The 12,674-nt window shown below is 68.2% G+C and carries 12 protein-coding genes and 1 tRNA gene; 8 read left to right on the top strand and 5 right to left on the bottom strand.

The window, feature by feature from the left end; genetic code table 11:
- Positions 1 to 2 precede the first annotated feature (2 nt).
- The 3 genes from BP26_RS0117690 to BP26_RS0117680 form a co-directional block, all read right to left on the bottom strand.
- Positions 3 to 1,121, bottom strand: coding sequence for an outer membrane beta-barrel protein (locus tag BP26_RS0117690; RefSeq protein WP_029921894.1), 1,119 nt, complete (start codon positions 1,119 to 1,121; stop codon positions 3 to 5).
- 222 nt (positions 1,122 to 1,343) lie between these two features.
- Complete coding sequence (locus BP26_RS0117685; protein ID WP_051749116.1) at positions 1,344 to 1,826, bottom strand: c-type cytochrome; 483 nt, start codon at positions 1,824 to 1,826, stop codon at positions 1,344 to 1,346.
- Positions 1,827 to 1,873: 47 nt separating this feature from the next.
- Positions 1,874 to 1,950, bottom strand: a tRNA-Arg gene (locus tag BP26_RS0117680).
- Positions 1,951 to 2,165: 215 nt separating this feature from the next.
- On the opposite strand from BP26_RS0117680, the gene rarD reads away from it, so the two are divergent.
- Positions 2,166 to 3,092, top strand: coding sequence for an EamA family transporter RarD (gene rarD / locus BP26_RS0117675; protein ID WP_051749115.1), 927 nt, complete (start codon positions 2,166 to 2,168; stop codon positions 3,090 to 3,092).
- On the opposite strand, the gene waaA is transcribed toward rarD, so the two are convergent.
- Positions 3,089 to 4,345 carry a lipid IV(A) 3-deoxy-D-manno-octulosonic acid transferase gene (gene waaA / locus BP26_RS0117670; RefSeq protein WP_029921891.1) on the bottom strand — a complete coding sequence of 419 codons (1,257 nt, stop codon included), beginning with the start codon at positions 4,343 to 4,345 and terminating at the stop codon, positions 3,089 to 3,091. The two genes, rarD and waaA, sit on opposite strands and share 4 nt — an antisense overlap.
- A 157-nt stretch (positions 4,346 to 4,502) precedes the next feature.
- Between waaA and BP26_RS0117665 the strand changes: the two genes are divergently transcribed.
- From BP26_RS0117665 to BP26_RS0117635, 7 genes are all read left to right on the top strand, one after another.
- A complete protein-coding gene (locus BP26_RS0117665; RefSeq protein ID WP_051749114.1) occupies positions 4,503 to 5,435 on the top strand; it encodes a lysophospholipid acyltransferase family protein in 933 nt (310 codons plus the stop codon).
- 61 nt (positions 5,436 to 5,496) lie between these two features.
- Positions 5,497 to 6,594: a glycosyltransferase family 4 protein gene (locus BP26_RS0117660; RefSeq protein ID WP_029921889.1), complete on the top strand. Its 1,098-nt coding sequence runs from the start codon at positions 5,497 to 5,499 to the stop codon at positions 6,592 to 6,594.
- Positions 6,595 to 6,611: 17 nt separating this feature from the next.
- Entirely contained in the window at positions 6,612 to 7,634 is a 1,023-nt protein-coding gene (locus BP26_RS0117655; protein ID WP_029921888.1) for a glycosyltransferase family 9 protein, read from the top strand.
- Positions 7,635 to 7,719: 85 nt separating this feature from the next.
- Positions 7,720 to 8,814, top strand: coding sequence for a glycosyltransferase (locus tag BP26_RS27795; protein WP_051749113.1), 1,095 nt, complete (start codon positions 7,720 to 7,722; stop codon positions 8,812 to 8,814).
- 87 nt (positions 8,815 to 8,901) lie between these two features.
- Positions 8,902 to 9,831 carry a glycosyltransferase family 2 protein gene (locus tag BP26_RS0117645; protein ID WP_029921886.1) on the top strand — a complete coding sequence of 310 codons (930 nt, stop codon included), beginning with the start codon at positions 8,902 to 8,904 and terminating at the stop codon, positions 9,829 to 9,831.
- Positions 9,824 to 10,579, top strand: coding sequence for a glycosyltransferase family 2 protein (locus BP26_RS0117640; RefSeq protein ID WP_029921885.1), 756 nt, complete (start codon positions 9,824 to 9,826; stop codon positions 10,577 to 10,579). Before BP26_RS0117645 ends, BP26_RS0117640 begins: the two co-directional genes overlap by 8 nt.
- A complete protein-coding gene (locus BP26_RS0117635; protein WP_029921884.1) occupies positions 10,576 to 11,424 on the top strand; it encodes a glycosyltransferase family 2 protein in 849 nt (282 codons plus the stop codon). Before BP26_RS0117640 ends, BP26_RS0117635 begins: the two co-directional genes overlap by 4 nt.
- Before the next feature lie 76 nt (positions 11,425 to 11,500).
- Here BP26_RS0117635 and waaC read toward each other — a convergent pair whose 3' ends face one another.
- Positions 11,501 to 12,502 carry a lipopolysaccharide heptosyltransferase I gene (gene waaC / locus BP26_RS0117630; protein ID WP_029921883.1) on the bottom strand — a complete coding sequence of 334 codons (1,002 nt, stop codon included), beginning with the start codon at positions 12,500 to 12,502 and terminating at the stop codon, positions 11,501 to 11,503.
- Positions 12,503 to 12,674: the final 172 nt, after the last annotated feature.

Below are 12,674 nucleotides of genomic sequence, written 5' to 3'. Positions count from 1 at the left end.
ACTCAGGACCCGGTGGGGGTGCCGAACTTGTAGATCGCCTTGATGGCGATATCGCTTTCGGTGCCCTTGAGGTCGGCGCCGGCGCCGTTCGGGTAGATGTGGTTGCTGGAACCGTCCGCGCGCACTTCGCCGAGCAGGTCGAAGTTGGCGGCCGGGCTGTAGTCCAGCGTCAGCGTGAACTCGTTGTTGTTTTCCGAGTAGCCGGTGCTGTCCTTGGCCTTGATGTACTCGCCGCGCAGCGAGCCCTTCAGTTTCGGCAGGAAGGTGTAGTTGATGTAACCCGCCGCGCCGTAGATTTCGACGCCGGGCGCGCCGCCGCCATCCACGCCGAACTTCTTGTCGTAGTCGACGTTCAGGGCCAGCTGCAGGGCGTCCAGCACCTGCCAGGACGCGGTCAGATCGGTCAGGCTGGTCTTCTGCGTCGGCGCGGTGCCGTCAAAGCCGTAGTACTCGTACAGGCCCACGCTGATGGCCTTGGACGGGGTCAGCAGGCCACCCGCTTCCAGGGTCTTCTGCTTGTTCTCGTCGGCGGCATCGCCGGAGAGCGCGGAATTGTTCACGCCCAGGTAGCCGGTGATCAGGTCGCTGAACTTGTACGAGGCGCGCACGCCGGTGTGCACCAGCGGTTCGGCGTTCTGGAACAGCAGCGAACGCGAAATATTGGTGTTGAGCGTGCTGTTGATGACCTCGAAGCCGGACAGGGTGACGTAACGGCCGCCAATGACGGTCAGGTTGCCGGTGGCGTACTGGAAGTAGGCCTGGGTCACGCTGAACCTGCTGTCGCCGTCGCCGTAAGAGCCGTTGATGGCCTTGGCGTCGTCACCAGCAATGAGGTTGACGAAGCCGCCGAAGCCCTCGGTCGGCAGGTAGCCGATGTTCAGGGCGGCCTGGTTGAAGGTGAAGGAATCCGACTTGACGTCGAAAGCGCGATTACCGGCAGCGCCCCCGCCCAGGGTCGAGCCCTTGTTGAAACCTTCGGTGTAGGAAGAATCGATGTACCCCGATGCCGAGATGCCGGAATTCACCAGTACATCGCTGAGCGACGGTCCCGCCGCGCTCACCACGGACGGCAGGCACAAAGCGCCCGCCGAGGCCAACAGCCCCACGTACTTCTTATTCATGACACTCCTTGCGTTTTAATTCGCTGAACGATGCAGCGACCCTTAGATACGCACGGAACGTGCCACCGAAGTGCCCTCAGGGGGCTCCGGCGGAACGCCCGCGACCACAAAGAAAAGCGCCTGGCGATGAGGCCGTGCACTTCCTTGATACGGGATCCGCAGCGCCGCTACGCCACCGGCAGGGCCGGGGGCATCCGGACCGCGGGAGCCTGGCTACGGACTTCAGACGCCGGTCTGCTTCAGCATCTGCTGGATGGCGCCCTTGAGCTCGTCGTCGGACAGGTCCGGGTTGCCGCCGCGCGGCGGCATGGAGCCCTTGCCTTTCTTGGCGCTGGCGAGCAGGCCATCGACGCCGCCGGCGGCCTTGACACGGCCGCCCCAGGCGGCCTGGTCGCCGATCTTCGGCGCGCCGAGCACGCCGGAGCCGTGGCAGGCGCTGCACACCTGGGCCACCACCTGATCGCCGCTCAGCGCGGCGTGCGGGGCGGCGGCGCTGACCTTGAGCAGGGCGGCCGGGTCGGTGACCACGGTGCCGATCGGCGCGATGCGCGCCTGGATCGCCTGGGTCTCGGCCACCTGGTCGACGCTCTTGTCGCTGCTGGTGATGATCTTGGCAATGATGATGATGGCGAAAGTAAACGCGACGAGAGCGCCGATCACGCCCAGAAAGGTGATTGCGAAAGTCTTGTCGTTATTGCCGCTCACAGTCGTCTCCGGAATTTGCGGGTAATCGGTATTGCCGAGTTCGGAATTGGTGCGCCCGACTGGATTCGAACCAGTGACCCCTGCCTTCGGAGGGCAGTACTCTATCCAGCTGAGCTACGGGCGCATGTTTTTGCCGCGCAAGGATACCCGCGAACCGCTGCGCGGACAATGAAACCCGCCCCGCAAAGGGGCGCGAGCCCCACTTCAGTCCGCTCCGGACCGCTTTGCCGCCAACTGTCATGCTCCCCCGGCGGCCCAGCTGTACCGCGGCGGCCGGGGGCGGCTGCGATATCATGCGCACCCTCTTGCGCGCCGGTCACGCCGGCCCGGAATGCGGCAATGGATCGGAGTTTCTTCAAGGGTTTCTGGGCGGTTTTCGGCGCCTTCGTCATCTGGGGGCTGTTCCCCATCTACTGGCACCAGCTGAAACAGGTGCCGGCGATGCAGATCGTCGCGCACCGGGTGGTGTGGTGCACGGTATTCGTGGTCGGCTACCTGCTGCTGCGCCACGGCTCCGGCTGGCTGCGCGCCGCCCTCGGGCGCCCGCGCGCGCCGCTGATGCTGGCCGCCAGCAGCGTCCTGATCAGCATCAACTGGGGCCTGTACATCTGGGCGGTGAACAGCGGCCACGTGGTCGAATCCAGCCTGGGCTACTTCATCAACCCGCTGTTCAATGTCCTGCTCGGCGTGCTGGTGCTGCACGAGCGGCTCAACACCGCGCAGCGCGTGTCGGTGGGCTTCGCCGCCGCCGGCGTGGCCTGGCTGACCTGGCAGCTCGGCGCGCCGCCCTGGATCGCCCTGGGCCTGGCGCTGTCCTTCGGCAGCTACGGCCTGATCCGCAAGATCGCCGCGGTGGAAGCGATTCCCGGACTGGGCGTGGAGAGCGTGTTCCTGTTCCTGCCGGCGCTGGCCTATCTGCTGTGGACCCAGTATCAGGGCCAGAGCGCCTTCGGCCACCTGCCGCTGCACCTGGACTTCATGCTGGTCGCCGGCGGCGCCATGACGGCGGTGCCCCTGGTCTGGTTCGCCTACGGCGCGCGGCGGATTTCCTATTCCCTGGTCGGCATCGTCCAGTACGTCGGCCCGACCCTGCAGCTGCTCACCGGCGTGTTCCTGTTCGGCGAGCCGTTCACCGCGGTGCAGGCGCAGGGCTTCGGCCTGATCTGGGCGGCGCTGGCAATCTACGCGGCCGACGGCTTGTGGCGCTCGCGCAAGCGCGGGCCGTTGCCGGCCATGACCACGATGGCCCCAGCCAAGCCCGACTAGGCCGGTCCGGCGACTCCGAGCAAAGCCAGCAGTCTGGCCAGGGCGCCGCGGTTGGCTTCGACCGCGGCCTTGCCGGCCTGCCCCATCCGCGCGCGTTGCGCGGCGTCGCCGAACAGCTTGGCAAGGGCGGCCGCCAGCTGCGCCGTATCGCCGATTACCTGCGCAGCCCCGCAGCCCAGCAGCAGGTCGCGCGCCGCAACGAAGTTGTGCATCTGCGGCCCGAACAGCACCGGCAAACCCAGCGCCGCCGGCTCCAGCACGTTGTGCCCACCCACCGGCACCAGGCTGCCGCCGACGAAGGCCGCGTCGGCCGCGGCGAAGTAAGCGAACATCTCGCCCATGCTGTCGCCGAGCAGCACCTGGGTCTGCGCATCCGGTGCGCCGGCGCTGCGACGCACCCCACGCAGGCCGCTGCGCTCGATCAGCTTCGCCACCTCGTCGAAGCGCTGCGGGTGGCGCGGCACCAGAATCAGGGCGCTGTCCGGATACCGCTTCAATAGTTCGCGCTGGGTGTCGAGCGCGGCCTGCTCCTCGCCTTCATGGGTGCTGGCGGCGATCCACACCGGCCGTGAAGTGCCCAGCGCCGCGCGCAATTCCCGCCCGCGCCGCAGCTGTTCCTCCGGCACCGCCATGTCGAACTTGATGTTGCCCATCACGCTGACCCGCGGCGCGCCGAGGCTACGGAAGCGTTCGGCGTCGGCCTCGCTCTGCGCCGCCACTTCAGTGCAGTCGGCCAGCACGCCGGCGATGGAACGGCGCAGCCGGCCGTAGCCGCGGAACGAGCGCGGCGACAGCCGCGCGTTGGCCACCAGCAGCGGCAGCCCGCGCTTGCGGATGGCGCGGAACAGATTGGGCCACAGCTCGGTCTCCATGATCACCACCTGGCACGGCCGCACCCGCTCCAGGAAACGGGCCACCGATCCGGGGAGGTCATAGGGTGCATAGCTGTGCCGCACGCGTTGGCCGAGCGCGGCCTGGACCCGCTCCGACCCTGTCGGCGTGGTGGTGGTGACCCAGACGCGGCCTTCGCCATGGCGGCGGATCAATTGCTCGATCAACGGCAGCGCCGCCAGGCTTTCGCCCACCGACACCGCATGCACCCACACCGCCACGCCGCCTTCGGCCGGATCGACCAGGCCGAAGCGCTCGCCCACGCGGCGACGGTACTCGGGCTGCAGCCGGCTCTTCCACAGCAGGCGCAGCAGCACCAGGGGGGTGATGAGATAGAGAAGGAAGGTGTAGAGCAGACGCATCGGGAAAGCCTATAACAAAATCAGAAACTGCCTCGTGCAAAGACGCAAAAGCGCGAACAACTGTTTCGGACCCGCATGGCAATACACCGAGGCCGGCTTTGGCTCTCTGCGCGAGAACGCTTTTCCTGCCCGGAGCAAGCAGCCGGTAAAATGGGCGATGACCTCCGCCGCCTCCCCCACCCCGATACCGCGCCAGCTGTACGCTCCGCGCTACTGGGCCGGCTGGCTGGTGCTGGGCCTGCTGTGGCTGCTGGCCTTCCTGCCGATGCCGTTGCTGCGCCTGTTCGGCGCCGGGCTGGGCGAGCTGTTCCATCTGGCGGTGCCGAGCCGGCGCCGCATCGTGCGCATCAACCTGCGCCTGTGCTTCCCGGAGCTGGACGAGAAGGCGCGGCGGCGCATGGCGCGCGCGCATTTCCGCGCGCTCGGCATCGGCCTGTTCGAGGTGCCGCTGGCCTGGTTCGCGTCCGACCGCCGCCTGCTGCGCCTGCTGGAGGTCGAGGGCGCCGAACACCTGCGCCAGGCCCAGGCCGACGGCAGCGGCGTGCTGCTGCTCACCGGCCACTTCACCACCATGGAGCTGGGCTGCCGCCTGGTGCACCTGGCGGGCTTCCCCTTCCACGGCATGTACCGCCGCGCCGACAACAAGTTCTTCGACTACTGGATCTGCCGCCTGCGCGAAGCGCGCCTGGGCCTGCCGATGGTGCCGAAGGAAGACCTCAAGAAGATCGTGCGCCTGCTGCGGAGCGGCGGCCGCATCTGGTACGGGCCGGACCAGACCATCGAAGCCCCCGGTGCGGTCTACGTGCCGTTCTTCGGCGAGCCGGTGCTGACCCTCACCGCCACCTCGCGCCTGGCCGAGATGGGACGGGCGAAGGTGGTGCCGTATTTCCCGCAGCGGCGCGGCGGCCGTTACAAGCTGGTGTTCCATCCGGCGCTGGACCATTTCCCCGGCGGCGACGACAGCGCCGACGCGGCACGGGTCAACAAGCAACTGGAAGACGCCATCCGCGAGGTGCCGGAGCAGTACTTCTGGGTGCACCGGCGCTTCAAGGACGGTCCGCCCGGGCGACGCGATCCGTACGCGCGGTGAGGTGAGCTGCACTTTGTCCCTGTAGAATTCAAACGCTCCGCCGCACAAGAAAAATTTGCCGATGCGCATCATCCAGGTCAACTCGCATTTCCACGGCGGCGGCGTCGATACGCAGACGCTGGAGCTGTGCGCCGGCCTGATCGAGCAGGGGCACGAGGTGATGCTGGCGCTCAACCCGGACGGGCGCTGGGTGCCGCGCGCCAAGGCAGTGCCCGGCCTGCGCCTGGAATTCATCGAAGGCGGCAAGGTGCACTGGGGCTTGCGCCTGCGGCGCCTGGCCGAGCAGTTCCAGGCCCAGGTGATCCACGCCCACCACGGCCGCGACTACTGGACCGCCGGGCTGGCTGGCAAGCTCGCCGCCAACCGGCCGCGGGTGGTGCTGACCCGCCACCTGATGACGCACCTGAGTTCGACCAGCGCGCGCTTCCTGCTGTGGCTGGGCCATGTCACCGCCGTATCGAAAGCGGTGCAGCAGAACCTGGCGCGCGAGCTGAAGGGCGACCAGCGCCGCCTGCACCTGATCTATTCCGGCATCGACCTGCGCCATTTCCGGCCGGACGACGCATTGCGCAGCAAGGGCCGCGGACTGCACGACTGGAACGACTCGCAAGTGGTGTTCGCCGTGGTCGGCGGCGCCGGCCTGCCGGACGGCAAGGGCCAGCGCGAGTTCGTCGAGGCCGGGGCGCGGCTGATCGCCGAGCGGCCGGACGTGCGCCTGATGATCGTGGGCGAGGGCGGCCTGATCCCGGTGCTGGAGCAGCGCATCGCCGAGCTGGGCATGCAGCAGTCCATCCTCTGCGTCGGCTTCATCGAGGACGTCGAACGCGTCGCCGCGATGATCGACGTGCTGGTGCACCCGGCCGTCGGCACCGAAGCCCTGGGCCTGGTGATCTGGGAAGCGATGGCGGCGGCCAAGCCGGTGATCGCTTCGCGCCTCGGCGGGATTCCCGAAACCTTCATCGACCCCGACCATGGCCGGCTGGTCGAGCCGCGCAATGTGGACCAACTGTACGAGGCGATGCGCCTGTTCGCCAACGATCGCGCGCTGCGCGAACGCGCCGGCGCCGCCGCGCGGCAATACCTGATCGACAACGACTATACCCGCGCCGGACAGGCGAAGCGCTTCGCCGCGCTGTACCAAAGCATCCAGCAGCGCTGAACAATCCGGACCGATCCATGCCCGACGCCGCAGACTTCTACGAACTGACCCGGGACGCCCGGAAAATCCTGGCGATCGAGAACCCCGCCCTGGGCGATTCCATCCACCTGCTGCCGGCGCTGAAACTGCTGCGCGACAACTACCCCCAGGCGCAGCTCAACGTCATCGCCGGCGCGCCGAGCTTCTTCGAATCGGTCGCGCCGTGGATCGACGTGCCGCGACGGGCGCTGGCCCGGCGCCCGCTGGACAATCTCGACCTGATCCGCGAGCTGCGGCGCGACCGCATGGACGCGGTGTTCGTGTTCAGCGGGCACAACCGCGCGGGCATACTGGCCAACCTGATCGGCGCCCGCTATCGCGTCGGCCGCCGCACCGACCACAACAAGCCCTGGTGGTGGCAGCCGCTGCTCTACACCCGCACGGTGGATTACCCCTGGCACCAGGAACCGATGTTCCTGCAGCACTGGCAGGTGCTGAAGCGCTGCGGGCTGCGGGGCGACAAGCCCGAGTTCGGCGCGCAGGTGAATCCGGACTGGCTGCTGCAGTGCGGACTCGAAGCGCAGGACCGCAAGACCTACGTGCACGTCTCGCCCTACTACTCGTTCGCCGGCAAGGAGCTGGCGCGGGAGCAGTACATCGAGTTGCTGACGGCCCTGCAGCAGAAGTACGGCCGGCTGATCCTGTCCTGCGGACCGGCGGAGCGCGAGCGCACGCTGTTGCAGGCGCTGGTGCCGCTGCTGCCGTTCGAGCCCTGGCGCGTCTTTCCGGGCACGCTCACGGTGAACCAGTACCTCGGTCTGATCGATGGCGCGCGCCTGCACCTGAGCGGCGACTCCGGCGGCCTGCACGTCGCCCGCATGGTCGGCACACCCAGCGTCAGCTGGTATCGCCGCCGCTGGGACTATCTGAACTGGGCGCCCGGTCCGACCGAGACCGCGCACCGTGTGATCTTCACCGAGGACACCAGCGAGGACGCTTGCCGCGGCGTGGCCACCGGCGATCTGTTGGCCGCCGCACAAGACCTGATCGGCCAGGCCTAGTGGATCGCGCGCAAGCCTTGAGCAAGGCACCGACCGGGATTGCCCCGCCGTCTGCAATCATCGGCGCGTGCGCGGAGGATGCATCGTGCCGCCGGCGCTGAAGTGCTCGATTTCCGTGGCCATGGCGACTTTCAACGGCGAGCGCTTTCTCGTCGAGCAGCTCGAAAGCCTGCAACGCCAGACGCAGTTGCCTGAAGAACTGGTGTTGTGCGACGACGGCTCCGCCGACCGCACCCTGGAGATCGCGGCCGAGTTCAGCAGCCGGGCCCGCTTCCCGGTCAGGATCCACCGCAATCCGCAGCGGCTCGGCTACCGCAACAACTTCCTGAACTGCGTGGCGCAGTGCAGCGGAGAGTATGTTGCGCTTTGCGACCAGGACGACGTCTGGCACCAGCGGAAGCTGGAACAGGTGGCCCTGACCTTTGCCGAGCACGCCGAAGTCAGCCTGGTGATCCATCAGGGCGCGGTCTGCGACAGTGAGTGCAAACCCACCGGCGGCCACTATCCGCGTTGCGACCGCTTTCTGATCGCCGCACCGCTCACTGGGGACCCCTGGCTGAACGTTCCGGGTTTTTCCATGACCTTCGCCCGGAAACTGTTCGAGACCCTGCCATGGTCGTCACGGCCCGCGGACCCGAACGTCCCCCGGGAAATGCTCGCACACGATCAATGGATCTATTTTCTGGCGCACGCGCTCGGCACGACGGCGATGCTGCCCCTGACCCTGGTGAATTACCGCCGGCACAAGGCCAGCGTAACCGCGGTGCAAAACCGCCGGAAACGCATCAATCCCTGGCGTTTCCCACGACGCCACATGGCGGAAAAACTGGTGGTGCGGCAGGAAGAACTGCGCCATATGAGCACCATGGCGCTGGCGCACGCCGATTTCCTGGCCGGGCTGGCGGAGAACCGGGACCAGGGGCTGTCCGCACGGCTGGCGGCGGCAACGGCGTATTACCGCCGTTTGAGCGTGCTCTACGATTGCCGCTCCAGGCTCTGCGGCCCCGCATCGACGTTCCCCCAGAGAGTCGCGGTGGTGAAGGAATTGATGGGCAGGAAGGCTTACGCTCCCTTCGCCCTGGGCGGTATCGGCGGTAAATCCGAGTTGATCCGCGATCTGCGCTATGTGTTGCTCGGCGCATGGTCGCGGCCGTGCGGCACGGGCGCCGCGGAAGGGTAAAACGCGGCGGCTACGATCCATTCGCGCGGGAAGCCCGAACACATCCGCCATTGCCGGAACGACGAAAGGCTTTGTTATGCTCGCCGCATGAACGCACCCTCGATCAGCATCGTGCTGCCCACGCACAACCGCGCGCAGCTGTTGCCGCGCGCGGTGCGCAGCGTGCTGGCGCAAACCGATGCCGACTTCGAGCTGGTGGTGATCGACGACGGCTCCGGCGACGGCACGCAGGACGTGCTCGCCTCGTTCGCGGGCGATGCACGCATCCGCCTGCTCCGCAATGAAACGCCCGGCGGCGCATCGGCGGCGCGCAATCGCGCCATCCGCAGCGCCAGCGGCGAATGGGTGGCATTTCTCGACGACGACGACGAACTGCTGCCGGACTACGTGGCGCACCTGCGAAGCCATCTGCGTACCGCAGCGGCGGCCGGACTGGTGTGGACCGGCGTCGAACGCCTCTATCACGACAGCACGCCGCCGCGCAGCGAGACCCTGCTGTGGCACGAGCGCTGGGACGGCGTGGAGCGGCGCGAGCATGCATTCCTGCTGTTCTTCGCCCTGTCCTTCGGCGTCGCGGCACGGCGCGGTGCGCTGCTCGACGCCGGCCTGTTCGACGAGCGTTTCAGCGGCAGCGAGGATATCGACCTGGGCATGCGCCTGGTCGCCGCCGGCACACCGTACGCCGCGTTGCCCGAGGTGCTGCTGCGCGTCCACATCGGTGAAGGCACCAGCATCAGCCGCAGCCGCGACAACCGCTCGGCCCTGCGCCTGCTGCTGCTGCGGAAGAACGCGGCGTTCCTGGCGACGCAGCCGGCGCTGCTGGCACACTACCGCCTGTTCGCCATGTCCGGCCTGTACCGCGACGGCAATACACAGGAAGCACGGGCGCTTGCCGCAGCGCTGCTGCGCAGCGGCCGCCTCGGCGGGCGCGGCCTGGAGACCGTCTTGCGTTACGAGCTGTTCGCCCCCATCAGGCGGCTGTTCCGCCACGAGGCCGCTACGCCGCCCCATGCCTAAGCTGTCCGTCATCCTGATCGCCCGCAACGAGGCGGCGAACATCGCCGCCTGCCTGGAGTCCGTGGCCTGGGCGGACGAGATCGTGGTGGTGGATTCGGGCAGCAGCGACGAGACGGTTGCGATCTGCAAACGCTATGGCGCCAGGGTGCAGGTCACGGGCGACTGGCCCGGCTTCGGGCCGCAGAAGAACCGCGCGGTGGATCTGGCGACGGGCGACTGGCTGCTGTCGATCGATGCCGACGAGCGCGTCACGCCGGAGCTGCGCGCGGAGATCGAACAAGTCCTCGCGGCGCCGGACAGCGACGCTTATGAAATGCCGCGCCTGTCCAGCTACCTGGGCCAGCCGATGCGCCATGGCGGCTGGTGGCCGGACCATGTGACGCGGCTGTTCCGGCGCGGCGCGGCGCGCTTCAGCGAGGCCAAGGTGCACGAGACGGTGATCGTGCAGGGCCGCACCGGGCGGCTGCGCAACCACCTGGTGCATTATTCCTTCCGCACGGTTGAGCAGGTGGTGGCCAAGATGGACGGCTATTCCACCGCCGCCGCCGTGTCGATGGCCGAGCGCGGACGCAGCGCCGGGCTGGGCAGCGCGGTGCTGCATGGTTTCTTCGCCTTCTTCCGCACCTATGTGCTGCGCGCCGGCTTTCTCGATGGACGGCTCGGCTTCGTGCTGGCGGTGTCGAACGCCGAAGGCGCCTATTACAAGTATCTGAAGCTGGCGGTGCGCAGCGGCAAGCTGGGCGCATGAAGCGGCCTGGCCTGATCTCGCTGATCGTCACCACCTACGAATGGCCGCAGGCGTTGTTGCGCGTGCTGGAATGCCTGGAGCGGCAGCGCGACGACAACTTCGAGGTGATCGTCGCCGACGACGGCTCGGGGCCGGCCACGGCGGAGGCGATCCGCCAATTCCAGCAGGGCTCACGCATGGCCATCCGCCATTCCTGGCAGCCGCATGAGGGGTTCCGCGCGGCCGAGTCGCGCAACCGGGCGGTGCTGGCCAGCCGCGGCGACTACCTGATCTTTCTCGACGGCGATTGCCTCGCCCGTGCCGGCTTCCTCGCCGCGCATCGCGAACTGGCGGAGCCGGGCTGGTTCGTGGCGGGCAACCGGGCGTTGCTGTCGGAGCGCTTCACCAGGGAGCTGCTGCCGTCCGCCGAAGCGGTGGCGGACTGGTCGGCGCGCTCCCTGGGCGGCTGGCTGGGCGCGCGGCTACGGGGAGACGTCAACCGCCTGGCGCCGATGCTGCGGCTGCCGGCGCGCTGGCAGCGCAAGAACAAGCCGCGCGAATGGCGCGGCGCCAAGACCTGCAACCTCGCGGTGTGGCGCGAGGATTTCCTGGCCGTGGACGGCTTCGACGAGAGCTATGTCGGCTGGGGACACGAGGACGCGGACCTCGCGGTGCGGCTGATCCGCAGCGGCATCCAGCGCAAGGAAGGCCGCTTCGCGGCCTCGGTGCTGCACCTGTGGCATGCGGCGGCGCCGCGGCAGGGGCTGAGCAACAACGAGCAGCGGCTGGCCGATGTGCTGGCGGCGGAGCGGACGCGGGCGGTGGTGGGGATTGGGCGGGAGCGCCCAGTGCAATCCTCGACCTGAAATCCGGCGATTTTTGCCATGCGTGCCATGCGTGCCAAGGGTTTTTGTTGGCACGCATGCCGCGAGCTGCGCGAATTCAGGACTGAGGAAACGGCGCTTGCGACAAGGCTTCCTTCGCACGCTCCACGCTGACCGTGTTCGGCCGCTCGCGGTCGATGGTGTCGTACTCGCCTGAGGTGAGCCAGACCTGGTTGGCGCCGACGGCGCCGGTGAGTTGCGGCAGGGTAGGCCCATAGAGGGTCAGCTGCGGCGTGGCCAGGGCGGCGGCGAGGTGGGCCAGGCCGGTGTCGACGCCGACGCAGTAGCTCGCGTGGGCGAGCCAGCCGGCGAGTTCGGTCAGGCCCAGCTTGGGCAGGACCAGGCCGCCGCAGGCGGCGGCGATGGCTTCGGCATCGGCACGCTCGGCTTCGCTGCCCCAGGGCAGGACCACGCGCGGGCCGCGGGCGGCGATCCAGGCGCCCAGGGAACGCCACTGCTCCAGCGACCAGTGCTTGCTGGTCCAGGTGGTGCCGTGCAGGAACACCACGTAGGGACCGGACAGGGCGGGAGCGGGGAAGCGTGAGCGATCCAGGCCGGCGTCGGGCGGGGTGTCCGGCATGGGGTAGTCGAGCACCTGGGCGAACAGGCGCCGGGCGCGTTCAACGGCGTGGGCGACATCGTGCTTCGGCACGGTGTAGCCATGGGTGTAGAAGCGCGCGGCCAGGGGCTCGCGGGCGCTGGCGCGATCGGGACCGGCCAGGGGGCCGCGGGCCTGGCGGGCCAGCCAGGCGCTCTTGACCAAGCCCTGGGCGTCGATCACGTGGTCGTATTGCACCTGGCGCAGTTCGGCGCGGAAGCGCGACCAGTCGCCGCCGAACACGGTGCGGCCGAGGTGCTTGCGCCAGCCGCGCAGGTCGCAGCGGATGACGCGCGCAACGGCGGGATGCCAGGGTGGAATCTCGGCGAAGGCGCGTTCGACCAGCCAGTCGCAGCGCAGGCCGGGACGGGCGCGGGCGGCATCGGTGACCGCCGGCAGGGTGTGAACCACATCACCCAGCGAGGAGGTCTTGACGATCAGGATATGGAGGGGGTCGCGCAAGGGGTCGGTTTCAGGGGTCCAGGCCCGGCTGTGGTGGCGGCATTGCCTGTGGCATAAGGCCGGTATAAGAGCTTATCCGTGGATAAGCTCTTAAGAGCCTGTAACAGAATGAATCGCGCCTGCGACGGCGGTCATTTTTGCGCAGTGCAAGTCGGACAGAGTGCGGCATGGT

This window comes from Nevskia soli DSM 19509 (assembly GCF_000711955.1).
Lineage (GTDB): Bacteria > Pseudomonadota > Gammaproteobacteria > Nevskiales > Nevskiaceae > Nevskia > Nevskia soli.
The sequence above is the reverse complement of the archived record's forward strand: the minus strand, read 5'-3'. Positions and strand labels throughout refer to the sequence as shown.

What these genes read in the sequence shown, in the direction of transcription:
- rarD (WP_051749115.1), top strand. Translation starts at nt 2,166, where the DNA reads ATGGATCGGAGTTTCTTCAAGGGTTTCTGGGCGGTTTTCGGCGCCTTC.
- BP26_RS0117635 (WP_029921884.1), top strand. Translation starts at nt 10,576, where the DNA reads ATGAAGCGGCCTGGCCTGATCTCGCTGATCGTCACCACCTACGAATGG.
- BP26_RS0117640 (WP_029921885.1), top strand. Translation starts at nt 9,824, where the DNA reads ATGCCTAAGCTGTCCGTCATCCTGATCGCCCGCAACGAGGCGGCGAAC.
- BP26_RS0117645 (WP_029921886.1), top strand. Translation starts at nt 8,902, where the DNA reads ATGAACGCACCCTCGATCAGCATCGTGCTGCCCACGCACAACCGCGCG.
- BP26_RS0117690 (WP_029921894.1), bottom strand. Translation starts at nt 1,121, where the DNA reads ATGAATAAGAAGTACGTGGGGCTGTTGGCCTCGGCGGGCGCTTTGTGC.
- BP26_RS0117665 (WP_051749114.1), top strand. Translation starts at nt 4,503, where the DNA reads ATGACCTCCGCCGCCTCCCCCACCCCGATACCGCGCCAGCTGTACGCT.
- BP26_RS0117655 (WP_029921888.1), top strand. Translation starts at nt 6,612, where the DNA reads ATGCCCGACGCCGCAGACTTCTACGAACTGACCCGGGACGCCCGGAAA.
- BP26_RS0117660 (WP_029921889.1), top strand. Translation starts at nt 5,497, where the DNA reads ATGCGCATCATCCAGGTCAACTCGCATTTCCACGGCGGCGGCGTCGAT.
- waaA (WP_029921891.1), bottom strand. Translation starts at nt 4,345, where the DNA reads ATGCGTCTGCTCTACACCTTCCTTCTCTATCTCATCACCCCCCTGGTG.